The organism is Caulobacter hibisci, assembly GCF_016135805.1.
Lineage (GTDB): Bacteria > Pseudomonadota > Alphaproteobacteria > Caulobacterales > Caulobacteraceae > Caulobacter > Caulobacter hibisci.
On record NZ_JADWOX010000021.1, the window covers coordinates 22,847 to 41,712 of the forward strand.

The 18,866-nt window shown below is 70.1% G+C and carries 20 protein-coding genes; 12 read left to right on the top strand and 8 right to left on the bottom strand.

Going from position 1 to position 18,866, the window contains the following annotated elements:
* The first annotated feature begins 121 nt into the window (after positions 1-121).
* Positions 122-1,075, top strand: a complete 954-nt coding sequence (locus I4Q42_RS21975) for a CPBP family intramembrane glutamic endopeptidase (RefSeq protein WP_232793349.1) — start codon at positions 122-124, stop codon at positions 1,073-1,075.
* Here I4Q42_RS21975 and I4Q42_RS21980 read toward each other — a convergent pair.
* Entirely contained in the window at positions 1,072-1,749 is a 678-nt protein-coding gene (locus I4Q42_RS21980; protein ID WP_198578237.1) for a lysophospholipid acyltransferase family protein, read from the bottom strand. The genes I4Q42_RS21975 and I4Q42_RS21980 overlap by 4 nt on opposite strands.
* 8 nt (positions 1,750-1,757) lie before the next feature.
* Positions 1,758-2,744 carry a phosphatidate cytidylyltransferase gene (locus I4Q42_RS21985; RefSeq protein WP_198578238.1) on the bottom strand — a complete coding sequence of 329 codons (987 nt, stop codon included), beginning with the start codon at positions 2,742-2,744 and terminating at the stop codon, positions 1,758-1,760.
* A 109-nt stretch (positions 2,745-2,853) separates the two neighbouring features.
* Between I4Q42_RS21985 and I4Q42_RS21990 the strand changes: the two genes are divergently transcribed.
* Entirely contained in the window at positions 2,854-3,525 is a 672-nt protein-coding gene (locus I4Q42_RS21990; RefSeq protein WP_198578239.1) for a CDP-alcohol phosphatidyltransferase family protein, read from the top strand.
* Between the two features lie 3 nt (positions 3,526-3,528).
* Here I4Q42_RS21990 and I4Q42_RS21995 read toward each other — a convergent pair whose 3' ends face one another.
* Positions 3,529-4,839, bottom strand: a complete 1,311-nt coding sequence (locus I4Q42_RS21995; RefSeq protein WP_198578240.1) for a pseudouridine synthase — start codon at positions 4,837-4,839, stop codon at positions 3,529-3,531.
* Between the two features lie 142 nt (positions 4,840-4,981).
* On the opposite strand from I4Q42_RS21995, the gene I4Q42_RS22000 reads away from it, so the two are divergent.
* The 3 genes from I4Q42_RS22000 to I4Q42_RS22010 are packed head-to-tail and all read left to right on the top strand — an operon-like array spanning position 4,982 to position 6,391.
* On the top strand, positions 4,982-5,494 hold the full coding sequence (locus I4Q42_RS22000) for a DUF7662 domain-containing protein (protein ID WP_198578241.1): 513 nt from the start codon (positions 4,982-4,984) through the stop codon (positions 5,492-5,494).
* Positions 5,484-5,915 (top strand): type II toxin-antitoxin system VapC family toxin, encoded by a 432-nt coding sequence (locus I4Q42_RS22005; protein ID WP_198578242.1) that lies wholly within the window; start codon positions 5,484-5,486, stop codon positions 5,913-5,915. Before I4Q42_RS22000 ends, I4Q42_RS22005 begins: the two co-directional genes overlap by 11 nt.
* The gene (locus tag I4Q42_RS22010) at positions 5,912-6,391 is read left to right on the top strand and encodes a nucleoside deaminase (RefSeq protein WP_332873133.1); all 480 of its coding nucleotides are present in this window, start codon (positions 5,912-5,914) and stop codon (positions 6,389-6,391) included. The genes I4Q42_RS22005 and I4Q42_RS22010 overlap by 4 nt, the downstream gene beginning before the upstream one ends.
* Here I4Q42_RS22010 and I4Q42_RS22015 read toward each other — a convergent pair.
* Positions 6,388-6,792 carry a hypothetical protein gene (locus I4Q42_RS22015; RefSeq protein WP_198578243.1) on the bottom strand — a complete coding sequence of 135 codons (405 nt, stop codon included), beginning with the start codon at positions 6,790-6,792 and terminating at the stop codon, positions 6,388-6,390. The genes I4Q42_RS22010 and I4Q42_RS22015 overlap by 4 nt on opposite strands.
* Before the next feature lie 117 nt (positions 6,793-6,909).
* On the opposite strand from I4Q42_RS22015, the gene pseB reads away from it, so the two are divergent.
* Together pseB and pseC are read left to right on the top strand one after the other, a co-directional pair.
* Entirely contained in the window at positions 6,910-7,947 is a 1,038-nt protein-coding gene (pseB, locus tag I4Q42_RS22020; RefSeq protein WP_198578244.1) for a UDP-N-acetylglucosamine 4,6-dehydratase (inverting), read from the top strand.
* On the top strand, positions 7,947-9,110 hold the full coding sequence (pseC, locus tag I4Q42_RS22025; protein ID WP_198578245.1) for a UDP-4-amino-4,6-dideoxy-N-acetyl-beta-L-altrosamine transaminase: 1,164 nt from the start codon (positions 7,947-7,949) through the stop codon (positions 9,108-9,110). Before pseB ends, pseC begins: the two co-directional genes overlap by 1 nt.
* 4 nt (positions 9,111-9,114) lie before the next feature.
* Here pseC and I4Q42_RS22030 read toward each other — a convergent pair whose 3' ends face one another.
* Positions 9,115-9,426 (bottom strand): EthD family reductase, encoded by a 312-nt coding sequence (locus I4Q42_RS22030; protein WP_198578246.1) that lies wholly within the window; start codon positions 9,424-9,426, stop codon positions 9,115-9,117.
* A 244-nt stretch (positions 9,427-9,670) separates the two neighbouring features.
* Positions 9,671-11,377 (bottom strand): hypothetical protein, encoded by a 1,707-nt coding sequence (locus tag I4Q42_RS22035; protein ID WP_198578247.1) that lies wholly within the window; start codon positions 11,375-11,377, stop codon positions 9,671-9,673.
* Between the two features lie 250 nt (positions 11,378-11,627).
* On the opposite strand from I4Q42_RS22035, the gene I4Q42_RS22040 reads away from it, so the two are divergent.
* From I4Q42_RS22040 to I4Q42_RS22060, 5 genes are all read left to right on the top strand, one after another.
* Positions 11,628-12,341, top strand: a complete 714-nt coding sequence (locus I4Q42_RS22040; protein ID WP_198578248.1) for a response regulator transcription factor — start codon at positions 11,628-11,630, stop codon at positions 12,339-12,341.
* Positions 12,310-13,965, top strand: coding sequence for an ATP-binding protein (locus tag I4Q42_RS22045; protein ID WP_198578249.1), 1,656 nt, complete (start codon positions 12,310-12,312; stop codon positions 13,963-13,965). Before I4Q42_RS22040 ends, I4Q42_RS22045 begins: the two co-directional genes overlap by 32 nt.
* Complete coding sequence (locus I4Q42_RS22050; RefSeq protein WP_198578250.1) at positions 13,962-14,396, top strand: HPr kinase/phosphorylase; 435 nt, start codon at positions 13,962-13,964, stop codon at positions 14,394-14,396. The genes I4Q42_RS22045 and I4Q42_RS22050 overlap by 4 nt, the downstream gene beginning before the upstream one ends.
* Before the next feature lie 75 nt (positions 14,397-14,471).
* Entirely contained in the window at positions 14,472-14,876 is a 405-nt protein-coding gene (locus tag I4Q42_RS22055; RefSeq protein WP_058348726.1) for a PTS sugar transporter subunit IIA, read from the top strand.
* Positions 14,873-15,151 (top strand): HPr family phosphocarrier protein, encoded by a 279-nt coding sequence (locus tag I4Q42_RS22060; RefSeq protein ID WP_058348727.1) that lies wholly within the window; start codon positions 14,873-14,875, stop codon positions 15,149-15,151. The genes I4Q42_RS22055 and I4Q42_RS22060 overlap by 4 nt, the downstream gene beginning before the upstream one ends.
* Before the next feature lie 5 nt (positions 15,152-15,156).
* On the opposite strand, the gene I4Q42_RS22065 is transcribed toward I4Q42_RS22060, so the two are convergent.
* Both I4Q42_RS22065 and I4Q42_RS22070 read right to left on the bottom strand, forming a co-directional pair.
* On the bottom strand, positions 15,157-15,942 hold the full coding sequence (locus I4Q42_RS22065; protein ID WP_198578251.1) for an alpha/beta hydrolase: 786 nt from the start codon (positions 15,940-15,942) through the stop codon (positions 15,157-15,159).
* Between the two features lie 121 nt (positions 15,943-16,063).
* Positions 16,064-18,832, bottom strand: coding sequence for a M16 family metallopeptidase (locus I4Q42_RS22070; protein WP_408611116.1), 2,769 nt, complete (start codon positions 18,830-18,832; stop codon positions 16,064-16,066).
* Between the last annotated feature and the right edge of the window lie 34 nt (positions 18,833-18,866).

Genomic DNA, 18,866 nt, shown 5'->3' on the forward strand with positions numbered 1-18,866 from the left:
AGATGACGGCCGATGTGTGCCGCCATTGCCCCGCGTCGGCAAGTCGCGGGGGCCGATTGATCAAAAACCCTTTTCCTTCGGCCCGCGCCGCTCTAGCGAGGAGCAGGGGCTGTGCGAGGGGATGGCGGCGGTGTTCGAAGACGCGAGAGGCTCGGCCTTCCTGGGCGACCTGAAGCCGGCGGACCGCCGTATCGGCCGCGTGGCGCTGACCCTGCCCGTGGGCCTGATCGCGGCGGCCCTGGCGGCGATCATCGGCGTGGTGTTCGTCATGGCCCTGTTCGCGGGCCTCGCCGACGGCGGATTCAATACGGCCAAGGCCCTGATCGAGTCGCTGAGCGATCCAGCGGCGGCCGCGGGCAGCCTGCAGACCCTGCTGTTCGTCCTGTGCCTGCTGGCCGCCACCAACGGCGGCATGGCCACGGCCTTCGCCGCCGTCGCCGCCATGCTGCACGAGCGCCCTCTGAGGAGCTACCTGACCAGCGCCGCGTCCTATCGCTGGCGGCTGACCCTGCTGGGGCTGGCCCTGTTCGCCGTGACCCTGGGTCCGCTGCTGGCGGGCCTGGCCCAGCTCGACCCGCATCCGCCGGCCGCGCCGATCCTGACCCTGACGCCCGACCTAGACAGCCGCATCGTCCACGCCGTCGGGGCCATCGCCCTGCTGCTGGTCGCCGCCGCAGCAGAAGAGCTGGTGTTCCGTGGCTGGCTGCTGAAGCTGACCGGCGCCTTCACCCATCGGACCTGGCTGATCCTGATCATCAACGGCCTGGCCTTCTCGGCCGTGCATTTCGATCCCAACCCCGACGCCTTCCTGGTGCGCATGGTGCTGGGCCTGGGCCTGGCCTGGTCGACCCTGCGGCTGGGCGGCGTGGAGTTCGCCGTTGGCGCCCACGCGGCCAACAACATCGTCATCCTGCTGTTCCTGCAGCCGATGACCCTGGCCCCCGAGGCGCCGCATCCGTTCCGCTGGGAGGTGCTGCCGATCGCGGCGGGCATGCTGGCGCTCTATGTCGGCCTGGCCGAGCTGGTGGCCCGCACGCCCCGGCTGTCGCGCTGGGCGGGCGTGGCGACGGCCTAAGGCGCTTCGGCCTCGTCTTCCGACCATCGCAGCGGCGGAGCCTGGGCCTTCAGGGCCAGCATCGCCTCGCGCAGGGCGTCCATGAAGCTGGTCCGCTTGCCGGTCCAGGCCACCGGCTCGCCCACCAGCACCGCGCAGTTCAGCGGCACGGGCACGCTGGCGCCCTTGGGCAGCACGCGGCCGGCGCCCTGGATCCACACCGGGATCACCGGCGCGTCGGGAAAGGCCTCGGCCAGCCGCGCGACCCCGCCCTTAAGCTGGCCCATGGCGTCGCCGGCCCCGTCGCCGCGCGTGCCCTCGGGGAAGACCAGCACGATCTCGCCGGCCGCCAGGGCGGCGCGGGCCGGGGCCAGCACGTCTTCACCTTCGGCAGCGCGCCGCCCGGCCTTGCTGCGGGCCACCGGCACGATGCCGATCACGTGGCGCGAGAACCAGCCGATGACCGGGTCCTTGAGGAAATAGTCGGCCGCCGCCGCCGGCCGCAGCTTCGACACCGCGCGCGACGGGAAGACGGCCAGCATCAAGAGGGTGTCGACATGGCTGGCGTGGTTGGCGGCGATGATCGCCGGGCCCTTCAGCGGCAGGCGCTCGCGCCCGATCACGTCGGCCCCGGTCATCAGCACCGCCAGGGGCCGGGCGACGAGCAGCAGCAGGAGGAAACGGAGTAGGCGCACGGGCGGGATCAGAACTTCTGCAGGCCAAACAGGGCCAGCAGGTGGAAATAGAGCGGGGCGGTGAAGGTCAGGCTGTCGGCGCGGTCCAGCACCCCGCCGTGGCCGGGAATGGCGTGCGAGGTGTCTTTGACGCCGATGTCGCGCTTGATGGCGCTCATGGTCACGTCGCCGGCGAAGCCCGCCACCGGCAGCACGAAGGCCACCAGGGCCAGACCCGTCCCCTTCAGCGGCGTGAACACCGGCCCCAGGAACCAGATCAGGGCGGCGGTGGTGATCCAGCCGCCGATGAACCCCTCCCAGGTCTTGTTGGGGCTGACCTTGGGCAGGATCTTGTGGCGGCCGACCAGCTTGCCCCAGCAGTACTGGGCGACGTCGTTGAACTCGGTGGCCAGCAGCAGGAAGAACACCAGGCCCGCCGCCCCGGCCGGCAGCGGCTCGCTGTCGGGCACCCGCATCAGGAAGGCCACGACCCCCAGATTGTAGACGCAGGTGACCAGGCCCCAGTGGAAGGTCGCGGCGCTGGCCAGATAGCCGCGCGTCTGGCCGATCAGCGCCATCAGGGCGGGCAGGCCCAGAAACACCCAGACCGGGATGAACACGATGTAGAACATGTAGCGGTCGGCGACGATGAAGCCGTAGGCGGCGATCAGGCAGCCATAGGCGGCCAGGATCGCGGGCCGATCCTCGCGCCGGCGCACGGCCAGCGACAGGAACTCGCGCAGGGCCAGGAACGAGATGAAGGCGAAGACGGCGGTGGTCGCCTGCCAGCCCAGCAGCAGGGCGCCGGCCAGCAGGGCCACCATCCCCCACCACGAGGCGATGCGCAGCCGCAGTTCCTCGAACGACTTGCCGGGCTTGAGCAGCGGCAGGACGGCGGCGATGGCGCTGGCGACCCCGAGCAGGATGACCACGCCGGCCAGTCCCGCCAGCAAGGCGGGCGGCTTGGCGGCCAGAAAGGCCTGCGCGCGTCCGACCCAATCCCCGAAGACGTCCATGGATGCTCCCGTTGGCGCTACCGAGGGTATAGCCTAGTTGGCGCGGAGCGTGGAACTTCCCGCCGTCGCCGCTCTTGAGGGAGCGACATCCCCGCCCGAAAGTCTGCCGATGACCGATGCGCCTGACCTGTCCAACCGCCGTCCGCTGAAGAGCCGCGGCGCGGCCTGGGCCCGGGGACTGGCCGCGTCCCTGGCGGCCCGGCGGATCAGCGCCGACGTCATCTCGGGGTTGGGCCTGGCCTTCGCCGCGCTGGGCGGGGCCCTGCTGGCGGCCAGCGGCGGGGTGGAGGGCTGGCCGCGCGGCCTGTGCCTGATCCTCGGGGCCGTCTGCATCCAGCTGCGCCTGGCCTGCAACCTGCTCGACGGCCTGGTGGCGGTAGAGCACGGGCGCGCCAGTGCGGCCGGTCCGATCTGGAACGAGCTGCCCGACCGCTTCGCCGACGTCCTGCTGCTGGCCGGGGCGGGCTATGGCGCGATGAGCGCGGGCTTCTCGGGCGGCGCGGCGATCGGCTGGATCACGGCGGTGCTGGCGGTGCTGACGGCCTATGTCCGCGAGCTGGGCCGGGGCCTGGGCCAGCCGGCGAACTTCTCGGGGCCGATGGCCAAGCCGCATCGGATGGCGGCGCTGACGGCGACCTGCGCGGTCGCCGTCTTCGAGCCGCTATGGCGCGGCCGGGGCGAAGCCTTGGCCCTCGGCCTGGCGGTTATCGCGCTCGGGACGCTGGTCACCGTGGTGCGGCGGACGCGGCGCCTGGCGATCGCGCTGGCGGATCGGGGCTAGTCCCTACCGCTTGGGACCCCGCGGCGCCGGCTTGCCGCCGGTCGGATGGGAGCCCTTGAAGCCGGTCGGCTTGGCGGCGGCGGTGCGCACCGGCGTGACATTGCCGCGCGTCGGGCCCGGCGCGGCCTTGCCGGCGCCCGGCTTGCCCACGGACCCTCTGCCAACAGGACCCTTGCCGATCGGACCCTTGCCCGCCGCATCCTTGGCCACGCCGGCGCGCGGACCCGGCGGCTTGCCGCGCGGCGGGGCCTTGTCGACGAACTTGGTCTCCAGCGACTTCGGCTTGTGGGTCTTGGCCTTGTGGCCGTCGGTGCGGATCTTGGCCTTGGCCCAGCCGGCCTTGTAGACCTTCTTGGGCTCCTCGACCTTAGGGGTGGCGATCTGCGGGGCGCGGCCCGAGGGCGCGCGGCGCTGGACCTCGCCGCCGCGCAGGCGCTCGCCTTCCTTGGCCACGCCCGGGGCGTAGAGCGGATCGGCGACGCCGACGAACTGCGGCCGGTCGCCCGTGGGCATGTTCTCTTCGGCGATGACGCCTTCGAGCAGCTCGCGGATCACCCGGGGGCCGACCTCCTCGACCTGGCCGGCCTGCAGCGTGCCCAGGGCGAAGGGGCCGTAGGACAGGCGGATCAGGCGGTTGACCTTCAGGCCGATCGACTCCAGCACCTTGCGGACTTCGCGGTTCTTGCCCTCGCTGAGGGTGACCGTGATCCAGACGTTGCGGCCGCCGCCGGCCTTGTCCTGGGCCTTGTCGAGGCGGGCCTCGATCGGGCCGTAGCGGACGCCCTCGATGGTCGTGCCGTCCTTCAGCTTGTCCAGGGTCTCCTGGGTGGCGTGGCCGAAGGCGCGGGCGCGATAGCGGCGGGTCCAGGCGTTCTGCGGCATCTCCAGGGCGCGCGACAGCTCACCGTCGTTGGTCAGCAGCAGCAGGCCCTCGGAATTGAGGTCGAGGCGGCCGACCGAGATCACGCGCGGCAGGCCGTGGGGGAGGGCGCCGAACACGGTCGGGCGCTCCTTGGGGTCGTTGTGGGTGGTCACCAGGCCGGTGGGCTTGTGATAGCGGAACAGGCGGGTCTGCTGGCGCTCCTCGACCAGCTTGCCGTCGACGACCAGCAGGTCGCCGGCGAACACGCGCACGGCCGGGGTGGTCAGCACCTGGCCGTTCAGCACGACCTTGCCGGCCTCGATCAGCCGCTCGACCTCGCGCCGCGAGGCCACGCCCGCGCGGGCCAGGGCCTTGGCGACGCGCTCGCCGCCCTCGGCGTCGGCGTCGTGCTCGACGGCGTCGTGCAGGGCGGGCTGATACTTGTCGGTCATGATCTCGATCCTTCGAAGGGAGGGGCGCATCTCACGATGGGCGTTGAACAATTCTCATGGCGCCGAACGGCGGGCCGATCAAGGCGCGGCCTTGCCGCATGCGTTATGATGTAAGAGTATATATGAGTATCCGAGGTCTCCGATGAAGTACCAAGCCCTGAAGCGCCATCTGGAAGGCGTGTCCGACGCGCCCTCGGTGCGCCTGGGCTTCGACGCGATCGAGGCCTTGCTGGGCTTCGACCTGCCGCGCTCGGCGCGCACCCACCAGGCCTGGTGGTCCAACACTCGGGCCGGCCACAGCCACGCGGCCGCCTGGCTCGACGCCGGCTGGAGGACAGGTGCGCTGGACCTGGCCGGCGCCCAGGTCAGTTTCTTTCGCGACGAGCGACGCGGTCTGGCCGAGGAGGCCTCGGCATTCGTGCGGGATGGCGAGGGCCTGGCCATCGCCCTGTCCGCCCTGTCGCCGGCCGCCCTGCAGATGATCGATCGCCGCGCCGCCGTCTCGGGCGAGACGCGGGGCGCCGCCGCCGCCGCCCTGCTCAACGAGGCGGCGCTGGAGAGGCGGCGGGCGCTGTTCGCGGGCCTGGCCCAGCCGGTGCCGCCAGGCGGCGACGACAGCGCCGCCATCGTCCGCGAGGACCGCGATGGCCGCTGAAATCGTGCTCGACGCCTCGGTGGCGGCCAAGCTGTTCTTTCTCGAGGCGGGATCCGACGCGGCCCAGGCCCTGGCGCTGTCGGACGCCCGGCTGATCGCGCCCGACCTGCTGTGGGCCGAGATGGCCAGCATCGCCGGGCGGCGGGTTCGCGCGGACGGGCTCGACGAGGCCCTGGCGCGCCGGGCGGTGTCGGCCCTGGGCGAGATCGTCGCCGAGTTCCAGCCGATGGAAACCCTGGCCGAGCGCGCTTTCGAACTGGCGGCCCGCCATGGCGTGAGCGCCTATGACGCCACCTATCTGGCCCTGGCCGAACAGCGCGGGGCGATCGTGGTCACCGCCGACGCCCGGCTGGTCGCCAAGGCGCGGGCTGCTGGCCTCAGCGCCCGCGTGCGCCTGCTGGAAGAGGGAGAGCGGCCGTGACCGACGAAGACGCCATGGCCCTGGCCCTCGACGCGGCCCGCGCGGCCGCGGAGCGTGGCGAGACGCCGGTGGGGGCGGTGATCCTCGATCCCAAGACCGGCGAGGTGATCGCCACGGCCGGCAACGGCCCGATCGCCGCCCACGACCCCACGGCCCACGCCGAGATCGCCGCGATGCGGCTGGCGGCGGCGAAGCTCGAGAACTACCGACTGACGGACCTGACCCTGGTGGTGACGCTGGAGCCCTGCGCCATGTGCGCCGGGGCGATCAGCCACGCCCGCATCGGCCGGGTGGTCTGGGGCGCCGACGATCCCAAGGGCGGGGCGGTGGTGCACGGCCCGAAATTCTTCGCCCAGCCCACCTGCCACTGGCGGCCGGAGACGACGGGCGGGGTGATGGCGCAGGAAAGCGCCGACCTGCTGCGGGGGTTCTTCCGGGCGCGGCGGAAGGCCAAGGCCGCGTCGCCGGAAGCCTAGTTCACCATCGCCGAGCCGAGCAGCACCTTCGCGCCCTTCTTGCCCAGCACCTTGTCGGCGGCCTTCTGCATCTCGGCCCCGACATAGTCGAGGTCGGGCGGCGTGCCGCGGCGCAGGCCCGCGGTATAGGTCATCAGCACCTGGGCGAAGGCCGCGCGCAGGCGCGGGGTCGAGGCCACGGCGTATTCCATGACCTTGGGGTCCTTGGCCTCGATGCCGGTCTCAAGGGTCATCACGCCCTTGCGGCCGTCGCGGCGGATGGCCGTGGCGGTGATGGTCGGCAGGGCGAAATAGGTCGGCGGCGCCTTCTCGCCCTTGCCGCCTTCGTTGGCGAAAGCGGGCGCGACGGGCAGGCCGGCGAGCGTCAGTATGGCGAGGAGCAGGGCAAGGATGCGGCGCATGTCGCTTCCATAACCCGTCGTGGTTGACGTCCTCTTTACGTCTGGTGCGTCACAAACGGCGTTAACCTAGATTCGCCGGGCGCTCATGCGCGCGCGGCGGACGCGAGGAGGCTGATCTTGGGACGCTTTTCACCGCAGACCCTGGACCTGGACGGCAAGGTGATCCTGGTCACCGGCGGCACGGGCTCGTTCGGACGCCGGTTCATCGAGACGGTGCTCAGGCTGTCGGACCCGCGAAAGGTCATCATCTATTCCCGCGACGAATTGAAGCAGAGCGACATGCAGCTGGAGCTGCGCGAGCAGTTCGACGAGGCGACCTTCGCCAAGCTGCGCTTCTTCCTGGGCGACGTGCGCGACCGCGAGCGGCTGACCCTGGCCCTTCGCGGGGTCGACATCGTGATCCACGCCGCCGCCCTAAAGCAGGTGCCGGCGGCCGAGTACAATCCGTCCGAATGCATCCACACCAACGTGCTGGGCGCCGAGAACGTGGTCTGGGCCAGCCTGACCAACCACGTGAAGCAGGTGGTGGCCCTGTCGACCGACAAGGCCTGCAATCCGACCAATCTCTATGGCGCGACCAAGCTGGCCTCGGACAAGACCTTCGTGGCGGCCAACAACCTGTCGGGCGACATCGGCACGCGGTTCTGCGTCGTGCGCTACGGCAACGTGGTCGGCTCGCGCGGCAGCGTGGTGCCGCTGTATCGCCGGCTGCTGGCCCAGGGCGCGACCGAGCTGCCGGTCACCGATCCGCGCATGACCCGCTTCTGGATCACCCTGACCGAGGGGGTCGACTTCGTGCTGTCGTCGCTGAACCTGATGCGTGGCGGCGAGATCTTCGTGCCCAAGATCCCGTCCATGGCCATGCCCGACCTGGTCAAGGCGATGTCGCCGGACGCCGGGATCAAGGTGGTCGGCATCCGTCCCGGTGAGAAGCTGCACGAGATCATGATCAGCGCCGACGACGCGCGCTCGACCGTCGAGTTCGAGGACCGCTTCGCCATCGAGCCGAACTTCGCCGAGTTCGGCCGCGTGCCCTATGCGGAGTCCGATGGCGCCAAGCCGGTGGCGGAAGACTTCTCCTACAGCAGCGACAACAATCATGACTGGCTGAGCCCCGAGGGCCTGCTGGCCATGCTGGAGGAAAAGGCGGGCTGATGGCCCCTCCCTTCCTGCCCTACGGTCGCCAGACCATCGAGGACGACGATGTCGCCGCCGTCGCCGCCGCCCTGCGGGCCGACTTTCTGACGACGGGTCCGACGGTCGAGGCCTTCGAGACGGCGTTCAAGGCCAAGGTCGGGGCCGAGCACGCCATCGCTGTTTCCAACGGGACCGCCACCCTGCACCTGGCCATGCTGGCGCTGGGGGTCGGCGAGGGCGAGGTCTGCATCGCCCCGTCGGTGACCTTCCTGGCCACCGCCAACTGCGCCCGCTACGTGGGGGCCGAGGTGGTGTTCGCCGACGTCGATCCGAACACCGGCCTGATGACCCCCGACACGCTTGCCGAGGCCCTGTCGCGCGTCGGCGATCGCCGCGTGCGGGCCGTGCTGCCGGTGCACCTGCGCGGCGACGTCTGCGACCTGCCGGCCCTGAAGGCCATGGCCAGCGCCGCCGGCGCGGTGCTGGTCGAGGACGCACCCCATGCGCTGGGCTCTACGGCGACCTTCGGCAATGTCGAGCATCCGGTCGGCGACGGCGCCTTCTCGGCCTTCGCCAGCTTCTCGTTCCATCCGGTCAAGACCCTGGCCACCGGCGAGGGCGGCATGCTGACCACCAATGACGGGACCCTGGCGGCCCGCGCGCGGTCACTGCGCGGCCACGGCATGGTCCGTCCGCCCGGGGCCGAGCCCTGGGTCTACGAGATGCCCGAGCTGGGCTTCAACTACCGCATTCCCGACGTGCTGTGCGCCCTGGGGATCTCGCAACTGGCCAAGCTCGACCGCTTCGTGGAGCGCCGACGGACCCTGGCCGCCCGCTACGCCGAGCTTCTGGCCCCGCTGTCGCCGCTGGTGACCCTGGCGGCCACGCCCGACCATTCGAACCCGGCCCTGCACCTGCTGACCGTGCTGATCGACTTCGGCGCGGCCATGACCACGCGCGGAGCGGTGGTCGACGCCCTGAAGGCGCGGGGCGTCGGCAGCCAGGTCCACTACATCCCGGTGCACCGCCAGCCCTACTACGTGAACCGTCAGGGCCTGGCCGACCTGCCCGGCGCCGACGCCTGGTATCGGCGCTGCCTGACCCTGCCGCTCTATCCGACCATGGACGACGGCGACGTGGATCGCGTGGTCGAGGCGCTTGCTGAGGCGTTGGGGGTCTAGCCGTTCAGCCCGCGGCGTAGATCTCGATAACTGGCGCGATGTCGGTGAAATTGGCGACGTCGGCGTGCAGGCCAGGCGCGGCCGGGCCTTCCAGGCAGGCGCGCATGGCCGCCTCGTCGCGGAAGGTCAGGTGCGCCATGGCCACGAACGGGGCGGGCCCGCCGTCCAGGGCCGACACGCCGCGATAGACCCGGGCGTCCAGCAGGCCGGTCTCGGCCAGGGCCTCGCGCACCATCCGGATGTGGGTTCGGGCGTAATAGTCATGGTCGAAGCGCGCGCCGTCGCGGGCCGGGTAAACGATGCTGATGAAGGCCATGGCGGGGTTCCGGGAAGGTCGCGAGAAAAGGGCGCCAGATTGGCCGCCTGCGTCCGCCGGTCAAGCTCGGAGGCGTCTCTCGGAACCTGGAACGATCGCCTTCCTGGGCCTTGTGCCCAGGATCCATCGTCCAGCCGCTCAATCTTTGCGGGATGGTCGAGGTCTGAGCGGTCGCCGACATGGATCCTCGCCACGAGGGCGAGGAAGGCGAGCTTGGTTGTGAAAGAGGGGGCCGAAAAGCGGCCTAAGCCGCCTGTTGCTGCTGGACCAGGCCCTTGAGCAGGTCGAGCGTCTCGGGGCTGGCGGCCAGCTGTTCGCGGGCCTCGGGGGCGCGGGCGAGCTTCAGGGCTTCCAGGCGGGCGCGGTCGGCGACCGGGCCGGTGGGGCCGGCCTCGCCCATGGCCAGGCGGGCCAGGAGGTTCAGGCGCTGGGGCAGGGGCGCGGGGGCGCGGGCCAGCAGCGACAGCAGGCGGCTGTCGGCCTCGACCAGGCCGCCGACGTCGCCCAGCTTGGCGCACAGCGGCTGGTAGTCCTCGGGCACCAGGCCCGAGCGCACCAGCGACTTCTGCAATCCCGCCAGGGCGGCCAGTTTCACCGACGGACTGTCGGGACCTTGGCGCAACTCCTTCTCGAAGCGCATGGCGGTGATGTTGGCCGACAGCCAGCGGGCCGCGTGGCGCTTGTTGACCGCGCCCATGACGTTCTCGGCCAGGCGGATCAGCATGACGACCTCTTCGCGGGCCGAGCGGTCGCGGCCGAGCAGGGCCTCGATGAAGTCGCCGTTGAGCAGGGTCTTGGAGCGGGTGGTGAAGGCCGCGGTGATGTCCTCGGCCGGCAGGATGCGTCCGGCGGCGGCCGTCAGGCTCATGGCCAGGGCCCGCAGGTGCTCGATCTCGGCTTCGGCGTCGGTCGGCTTCAGGCGGCGCACGCCGTTCAGCTCCTTGAGCACCCGGCGGGCGATCGAGGCGCGGACGGTCGGGAAATCGGAGCCGGACAGCCATTGGCCCAGGCGTTTGGCCGTGCCCGACAGCTCGGGCATGCAGCCCCGGACGCTGGCCTCGACCTTGATCAGCATCTCGACCTGCGCCCCACCCGCCAGGCGGGTCATGGCCGCCAGGGTCGAGCCCAGGTCGTCGGCGGTGTTGAGCAGGTCGGCCATGCCGGCCTTGGAGCCGATGATCTCGGCCAGGGGCGTCTCGATGGCCGACAGGGCCGCGGCGCGGGCCTTGGGCTCGGTCGGGGCGGCGTCGGCCAGGTCGAGCAGGCGGGCGATCTTCTCGCTCCAGTCCTTGGCGGGGGCGATCGAGGCGGCGACGCCGGCCCCCAGCAGGAAGGCGCGGTCGGGATCGGAGGCCAGACGCTCTGCGGCTTTCGCGAAGCCTTCCTTGTCGAGGTCCGGCAGCTGGCCTTTCTTGAAGGCCTTGGCCAGGTTGGCGACCGAGCGCTCGACCAGGCCCTGGAAATTGCGGATCAACTCGTGGACCGACATGCCCCGGGCCTCGGCCTCGGGAATGGCGATCTTCTGAAGGGCGTGCTGCAGGTCGGTACCGGAGGCTTCCAGCTTCTCGACGAGGTCAGGACGGTGCAGCAGTTCGAACGGCGTGGCCTTGTGGCGTTGCAGCCAGTTTTCCAGCAGGCGGCCGATGCGGTCGCGGGCGTGGGCGGTGTAGAGGTCGGCCGGCTGTACGCACAGCGCCTCCATCTCCTCCACGGGCTTCTTCGGCTTGCCGCCGTCGACCATGCCCTTGGTGAAGATCGAGATGGAGCGATATTCGCGGGTTTCGGGGTCCAGCGTCTCTTTCGAGACCCGCACGGCGACGGCGCGCCCCGAGTTCAGCACTTCCTCGGCCTGGGCCAAGGCGTGGCTGCGGATCTCGGTCGCCATGTCCAGAGTCCATTGCGCGCCGACCTTGCGGCGCACGAACAGCTCGTAGTGGACTTGGTCGCTCATGGGCTGATGGGGCTCCTGAGACTCGACTATGACGTACGAGACCTTAAGGGCAGGTTGAAGCCCAAGACCGGCGTTTTACGCGCTGGACTGTCGCGGCCGCCATGGACGCCCCATCTGTGTCCAAGCCCGCCATGCCCTGGCCGCAATGCGGAACCAAAAGGCGCGATGGAAAGCTTGGCCGCTCCGTGCGTTGTAGCGGGGCGCAGGGGTCGATAGGATCGGCCTACGGATTTTCGGAGGATTAGACGGCTTGGCCGAGATCACGCTCATCGACGACGACGAAAACATCGTCGCATCGGTCTCCCTGGCCCTGGAGAGCCATGGCCACACGGTGAAGGCCTATTATGACGGCGTCTCCGGGCTCGAGGCGGTGGAAAGCAATCCGCCCGACCTGGTGATCCTCGACGTCAAGATGCCGCGCATGGACGGCATGGAAGTGCTGCGCCGCTTGCGCCAGTCGACCGAGACGCCGGTCATCATGCTGACCTCTAAGGACGACGAGATCGACGAGATTCTCGGCTTCAACCTCGGGGCCGACGACTACATGCACAAGCCCTTCAGCCAGCGCCTGCTGCTGGAGCGGGTGAAGGCCGTGCTGCGTCGCGCCCGTCCCGAGGAAGAAGATCCCGCGGCCCCGGCCGCCGCCGGCGCCGCCGGCTCGAAGATGATGAAGCGCGGCAAGCTGACGCTCGACCCGGCCCGCCATGACAGCCTGTGGGACGGCAAGCCGGTGCGCCTGACGGTCACCGAGTTCCTGCTGCTGCAATCGCTGGCCCAGCGTCCCGGCTTCGTGAAGAGCCGCGACAACCTGATGGACGCCGCCTACGACGATCAGGTCTATGTCGACGACCGCACCATCGACAGCCACATCAAGCGGATGCGCAAGAAGTTCCGCCAAGTGGATCCCGAGTTCGATTCCATCGAAACCCTGTATGGCGTCGGCTACCGCTACCGCGAGGCCTGAGCCGGGTCCTGAGCCTGCGCCGCGCGAGCGGCGCCGGCTGGCCTGGCCGCGCGCCTCGCGGCTGGGGCGGCTGATCATCGGCCTGAACCTGCTGGCCCTGGCCATCCTGGTGGTCGGGGCCCTGGTGCTCAACGAGCTGCGCAACGGCCTGATCAACGCCCGGATCGACAGTCTCAGCACCCAGGGCGAGCTGATCGCCAACATCATCGAGCGGGCCGCCACCGTGGGCGAGCCCGAGCCGGCGCTCGACGTGGCGGCGGCCAACGACATTCTGCAGTCGTTCTTCTCCGGCCATTCGCAGCGCGCCCGCCTCTATGACGGCGAAGGCCGTCTGCTGGCCGATTCCTACCTCGTCGAGGACCGGGTCGAGTGGAAGGTGCTGCCGCCGGCCCGCAAGCCGGGCGACAACGGCTTCAGGCTGTCTTTGCAGGACAAGGACGCCAAGCCCCGCGCCCTGGAGCGGGCCCGCGCCGAGTTCGAGCAGGAGATCGCCCGCGCCCGCATGGGCGAGACGGTCAAGCAGCAGCGCGTGGCCGAGAACGGCGAGCGGGTGGTGTCGGTGTCGATCCCGATCCAGCACGTCCGGGCGGTGCTGGGCGTGCTGACGGTCGAGGCGGGCGACGTCGACGAGATCATCACCGCCGAGCGCAAGGCCCTGCTGCCGTTCGTGCTGGTCGCGGTGGGCGCGGTGCTGGTCTCCAGCGTGCTGCTGCACCGCCTGGTGGCCCAGCCGGTGCTGCGCATGGCTCGGGCCGCCGACCACGTGCGGCTGGAGGGCGCGCGGGCCATCAGCCTGCCCGACATTTCGCGCCGCAACGACGAGATCGGCGACCTTTCCCGATCCCTCGAGGAAATGACCGAGGCCCTGTCCGAGCGGATGGGGGCCATCGAGCGCTTCGCCGCCGACGTGGCCCACGAAATCAAGAACCCCCTGACCTCGATCCGGTCGGCCATCGAGACCCTGGACCTGGTCACCGAGGCCAAGGCCCGCCAGCGCCTGCTGGGCATATTGCAGCAGGACGTCGGGCGGCTGGACCGGCTGGTGACCGACATCTCCAACGCCTCGCGGCTGGACGCCGAGCTGTCGCGCGAGTCGCCCCGGCCCATCGACCTTGCGCGCCTGCTGACCGAGGCGGTGACCATCTATCAGGGCCAGGTGCGCGGCGAGGAGCCGCCGTTCAGCGTCAGCGTGGTGCTGGCCGGGGTCCCGGCCGGCCCGGTCCGGGTGCTGGCGCGGGAGATCCCGGTCGGCCAGGTGTTTCGCAACCTGATCGACAACGCCCGCTCGTTCAGCGCCGGCGACGGCGAGGTGCGGGTCGGGCTGGTCCGCCAGAACGGCCGCCTGCTCACGACGATCGAGGACGACGGCCCGGGAATCCCGCCCGACAACCTCGAGACCATCTTCGAGCGCTTCTACACCTCACGGCCCAAGGGCCGGGCGTTCGGCGGCAATTCGGGCCTGGGCCTGTCGATCGCCCGCCAGATCGTCGAGGCGCACGGCGGCAAGATCCACGCCGAGAACCGTCAGGACGACGCCGGCAAGGTGATCGGCGCGCGGTTCGTGGTCGAGCTGCCCGAGCATCGCGACGGTCACCACGGCCATGGCCACGGGAGCCGCGAGTGATCCGCCACGCCGGCCTCGTCGCGCGCCGCATCTGCGGTTTGTGGCGGGGGGCGCTGATCGAGGGGCCCTCGGGCGCGGGCAAGAGCGACCTGGCCCTGCGGACGCTGGAAGCGGGCTTCCGCCTGGTCGCCGACGACCGGGTGGTCGTCTTCGCCTCCGGCGGCCGGCTCTACGGCCGCGCGCCCGATCCGCTCTCGGGTTTGATCGAGGCGCGAGGCCTGGGCGTCGTTCCCGAACCCGCCATCGCCCTGTCGGAAATCGCTGTTCTGGTGCGCTGCGTCGAGGCTGCGGACCGCGTCGAGCGCATGCCGGAACCCCGTCTGGAGACGGTAATGGGGGTTTCCATCCCCGTCTTCGACCTGTGGCCGTTCGAACCCGCCGCGCCCGCGAAGATCGGGCGCATGCTGGAGCATCTTGGAGTCGGTCCCTAACAAGCGTATCAAGGCGGCCCGCGCGGCGCCTCCCTGCCGTTTCGGGCGAAGGGGATCCCGTTTGAGAGACCAGGCATGATCGGGCTCGTGATCGTCACGCACGGGCGATTGGCGGAGGAATTCGTTTCCGCCATGGAGCATGTGGTGGGGCCGCAGACTGCGGTGAAGGCCATCTGCATCGGGCCGGAAGACGACATGGAGCGTCGCCGGTCGGACATTCTGAAGGCCTGCGCCGCCGTCGATGACGGCGCGGGGGTCATCCTGCTGACCGACATGTTCGGCGGCACGCCCAGCAACCTGGCCATTTCGGTCATGGAGCAGACCAAGGCCGAGGTCATCGCCGGCCTGAACCTGCCCATGCTGATCAAGCTGGCCAGCGTGCGCACCCGCGACGACCTGGACGCCTGCGTCGCCCACGCCCAGGAGGCTGGACGGAAATACATCTCCGTGGCCTCCTACGTGCTGGCGGGAGAAAAATGAGTCGAACGGCGACAGCCACGGTCGAGATCATCAACGAGCGCGGGCTGCACGCCCGGGCTTCGGCCAAGTTCGTCAAGCTGGCCTCGGGCTTCGACGCCGAGGTCAAGGTGGCCCGCGAGGGCTCCAGCGTCGACGCCCGCTCGATCATGGGCCTGATGATGCTGGCCGCCGGCATCGGCTCCACCATCGACATCGCCGCCGAGGGCCCCGAGGCCGAAGCCGCCGTCGACGCCCTGGTCGAGCTGGTCGGCAACCGCTTCGACGAGGAGCGGTAGGGCTCTCAGCCCGCCTTTGCCGTCATCCACCGCGCCGCCAATTCCGGCCAGGCTCCCTGCGTGCCGTCCAGCTCGCGCAGGGCGAAGCCGTGCGGGGCCTTGCCGAACACGTGGACGTCGAGATCCAGCGCCGCGTCACGGGCGGTCTTGATGAAGTTCAGCGCGTGCTCCACCGGCACCACCTGGTCGAGCAGGGCATAGGCCAGGAAGACCGGGCAGGACGGCACGCCGTGCGGCTCGGACGCGATGCCGATGGCCCAGTCGTCGTAGAAGGCCTGCTTTTCGGCCGGCGGATAGTCGGGCTTGCCGGCCGGGGCCTTGTGGTCGCGGTGGTTGGCGTTGATCGGGGCGTAGGCGATCAGCACCCCGGCCAGGTTCGCCTCAGGCTGGCAGGCCAGGGTTCCGGCCAGGTGGCCGCCCGACGACAGGCCCAGCACGAAGCGCGGCAGGTCGCTGGGGATGCGCGCCAGGGCCGCCCGCCCATCCGTCAGAGCGATGTCCTTGGGCCATACCCCGTCGGGGCTCGCCGCGCCGGGCAGGCGATGGGCCAGGACATAGGCGTCGTAGCCGAGGCCGTTCAACCACAGCGCCGCCTCGACCCCCTCGCGATCGTGCATGAGCCGCAGATAGCCGCCGCCGGCGCAGACCAGAACCCGGCCCTTGGGGGCGTCGATGCGATAGGCGTGCAGTTCGGCGCGCGTCACCGTGTCGATCGTCCGGTCGGGCCAGGTCCCCGCGATGAGGTTGGCCGGGCCGTCGCTGAGGGCGATGATCTCGGTCGGCTGCTGCACGGGGCGTGCTCCTGGCTGGGTTCGGCGGATGGTCGAGCGGCTTATCGGGGCGTCCGCCCGGGCGCGCAAACGAAAAGGGCGGCGCCGAAGCGCCGCCCTTCGCACAGGCCTTGCCTGACGCTTATTTCGCCGGCTTGCCGTCGGCGTCGATCACCTGGATGTCGAGCTTCAGGGCCTTGAGCTTGGGCTCGATGACGGCGCGATCGCCGACGATCACCCAGACCAGCTCGTCCGGCTTGATGGCCTTCTTGGCCGCCGCCGTGGCGCTGTCGACGGTCACCGCCCGCACGTCGGCCGGATATTCGTCGAAATAGCTGTCCGGCAGACCGAAATTGACCAGTTCGCCGATCGAGTCCGAGACCGCCCCGCCGGTTTCCCAGCTGCCCGGCATCGACAGGGTCAGACTGTTCTGGGCCTTGGCCAGCTCGGCCGGGGTGACCGGGCGCGGACCGATGATGTCGGTCAGCTCCTTGCGGGCCTCGGTGAAGGATTCGGCCGTCTTGTCGGTCTGCACGGGCGCGCGGATCAGGAACAGGCGCGAGCCGCGGGCGTCGCGAACGCCCGAGAAAGCGCCGTACGACCAGTGCTTGTCCTCGCGCAGGTTCATGTTCAGGCGCGAGACGAAGTCACCGCCGAACAGGGTGTTGAAGGTGTCGAGCGCGGCCTGGTCCTTGGGATCGCGCGGCGGCACCAGGTTGCCGGCGGCGATCACCGACTGCTGGGCGCCGGGCTTGTCGATCAGATAGACCGCGGCCTTGCTGGACGCGGCTTGCACCGGCGGCTTGGTCTTGGCCGGAGCGCCCTTCCAGCCGCCCAGCTGGGCTTCCAGTTTCGGCAGCAGCGCGGCCAGGGTGGTGTCGCCGACCACGATCAGGGTGGCGCCCTGCGGCTGCAGCCAGGTCTTCTGGAAGCGCACCACGTCGTCGCGGGTGATCGAGGCGATCGAGGCCTCGGTCGTCAGCTGGCCGTAGGGCGAGCCGGCGCCGTAGGCCAGGACCGGCAGGATGCGGTTGGAGAGCGCCTGCGGGTTCTGCTTGGCCTGCTGGATGGCGGCGATGTTCTGCTTCTTGAAGCGGTCCAGGTCTTCCGACTTGAAGGCCGGGTTCTGCAGCACGTCGGCATAGATCGCCAGGGCCGGGTCCAGCGTCGTGGTCAGGGTGTTGAGCGACACCGAGGTGAAGTCCAGGCCGCTGCCCGAATTGATCCCGGCGCCCAGCTGGGCCAGTTCGCGGCTGATGGTCAGGCCGTCGCGGTGCGTGGTGCCCTCGGTCAGCATGCTGGTGGCGACGCTGGTCAGGCCCGCCTTGTCGCCGGCGCTGGCGGCGACGCCGGCGTCGAACAGCAGGCCCATGCGGATCTGCGGGGTCTCGTGACGTTCGGCCAGGATCACCTTGATGCCGTTCGACAGGGTGGCGCGCTCCAGCTTGACGAAGGCCGGAGCCTTGGTCGCCCCGACCTCGGGCATGACCTTGCGGTCGACGCCGGCGGTGGTCGTGTAGGTCGGGAACGGCGTCACGGTCAGGGTGAAGTCGCCGTCCGTCAGCCAGGCCTTGCCGGCCGCCTGCAGCTGGGCCGCCGTGGCGCCGCGGATGCGCTCGAGGCCGGTCTTGTAGGCGTCGGGCGAGCCCAGATAGACTTGGCTTTCCGCGAGAATGTCGGACTTGCCGCCGAAGCCGCCGATCCGTTCGACGCCGCGCACGAAGTTCGACAGGCTCAGGGTGCGGACCTTGGCCACTTCCTCGGGGGTGGGGCCGTCGCGCAGCAGGCGCTGGAACTCCTCGTCGAAGGCCTTCTCCACCGCCGCCGGATCGCCGCCCGGCTTGACGGTGAGGGTGACCATGAACTGGCTGCCGATCTCGCTCTCATTGACGCCGGCGCCGACATTGACCGCGGTCTGGTCGGTGTAGACCAGGCGCTGGTAGAGCCGCGAGGTCTTGTCGGAGACCAGCACGTCGCCCAGCAGGGCCAGGTAGTCCGAGGCGGCCGAGCCGTATTCCGGGATGTTCCAGATCTTGTAGATCCGGGTCTGGGGCACGCGGTCCTGCATCTCGGCGCGCTGGCTGCCTGTGCGCTTGGCCGGCCAGGCCTTCTGCCGGGTCAGGGGCGGGCCCGAGGGGATGTCGCCGAAGTACTTCTCGACCTTGGCCTTGGCCTCGGCTGGGGTGATGTCGCCGGCCAGCACCAGCACGGCGTTGGCCGGGCCGTAGTAGTTCTTGAACCAGTCCTTGACGTCGTCCAGCGAGGCCGCGTCCAGGTCGGCCATCTCGCCGATGACGGTGTGGCCGTAGGGATGGTCGGCGTCGTAGGTGCTGGCGGTGATCACGTCCCAGACCTGGCCGTAGGGCTGGTTCTGGCCCTGGCGCTTCTCGTTCTGAACGACGCCGCGCTGTTCATCGAGCTTGGCCTTGTCGATCGCGCCGACGAGGTGGCCCATGCGGTCGCTCTCGAGCCACAGCACCTGGTCCAGGGCCGCGGTCGGCACGTTCTGGAAGTAGTTGGTGCGGTCCTCGTTGGTGGTGCCGTTCATGTCGGTGGCGCCGAGCTTTTCCAGCGCCTTGAACCAGTCGTCGTTGAAGTTCTCCGAGCCGTTGAACATCAGGTGTTCGAACAGGTGGGCAAAGCCCGTGCGGCCCTTGGGCTCGTTCTTGGAGCCGACGTGGTACCAGACGTTCACGGCCACGATCGGGGCCTTGTGGTCCTCGTGCACGATCACCGTCAGGCCATTGGCCAGGGTGAACTTGGTGTAGGGGATGTCGACGCTGGGCAGCTGGGCCAGCTGGCCCGTGACCTTGGCAGCCGGTTTGGGGGCGGCCGGCTTGGGCGCGGCCTGCGCCAGCAGCGGATTGGCGAGCAGCAACGCCGCGACGGCGGCGGAGGCGAACAGCTTCATGAAGAGCCCCGAATAGGATTTCGCGCAAAGCGAA

Coding starts and splice junctions, on each gene's coding strand:
- I4Q42_RS22035 (WP_198578247.1), bottom strand. CDS start 11,377: ATGAGCGACCAAGTCCACTACGAGCTGTTCGTGCGCCGCAAGGTCGGC.
- I4Q42_RS22000 (WP_198578241.1), top strand. CDS start 4,982: ATGAAGTACCAAGCCCTGAAGCGCCATCTGGAAGGCGTGTCCGACGCG.
- I4Q42_RS22060 (WP_058348727.1), top strand. CDS start 14,873: ATGAGTCGAACGGCGACAGCCACGGTCGAGATCATCAACGAGCGCGGG.
- pseC (WP_198578245.1), top strand. CDS start 7,947: ATGGCCCCTCCCTTCCTGCCCTACGGTCGCCAGACCATCGAGGACGAC.
- I4Q42_RS22055 (WP_058348726.1), top strand. CDS start 14,472: ATGATCGGGCTCGTGATCGTCACGCACGGGCGATTGGCGGAGGAATTC.
- I4Q42_RS22015 (WP_198578243.1), bottom strand. CDS start 6,792: ATGCGCCGCATCCTTGCCCTGCTCCTCGCCATACTGACGCTCGCCGGC.
- I4Q42_RS22045 (WP_198578249.1), top strand. CDS start 12,310: ATGGCGTCGGCTACCGCTACCGCGAGGCCTGAGCCGGGTCCTGAGCCT.
- I4Q42_RS22030 (WP_198578246.1), bottom strand. CDS start 9,426: ATGGCCTTCATCAGCATCGTTTACCCGGCCCGCGACGGCGCGCGCTTC.
- I4Q42_RS22070 (WP_408611116.1), bottom strand. CDS start 18,832: ATGAAGCTGTTCGCCTCCGCCGCCGTCGCGGCGTTGCTGCTCGCCAAT.
- I4Q42_RS21985 (WP_198578238.1), bottom strand. CDS start 2,744: ATGGACGTCTTCGGGGATTGGGTCGGACGCGCGCAGGCCTTTCTGGCC.
- I4Q42_RS21995 (WP_198578240.1), bottom strand. CDS start 4,839: ATGACCGACAAGTATCAGCCCGCCCTGCACGACGCCGTCGAGCACGAC.
- I4Q42_RS22005 (WP_198578242.1), top strand. CDS start 5,484: ATGGCCGCTGAAATCGTGCTCGACGCCTCGGTGGCGGCCAAGCTGTTC.
- I4Q42_RS21975 (WP_232793349.1), top strand. CDS start 122: ATGGCGGCGGTGTTCGAAGACGCGAGAGGCTCGGCCTTCCTGGGCGAC.
- I4Q42_RS21990 (WP_198578239.1), top strand. CDS start 2,854: ATGACCGATGCGCCTGACCTGTCCAACCGCCGTCCGCTGAAGAGCCGC.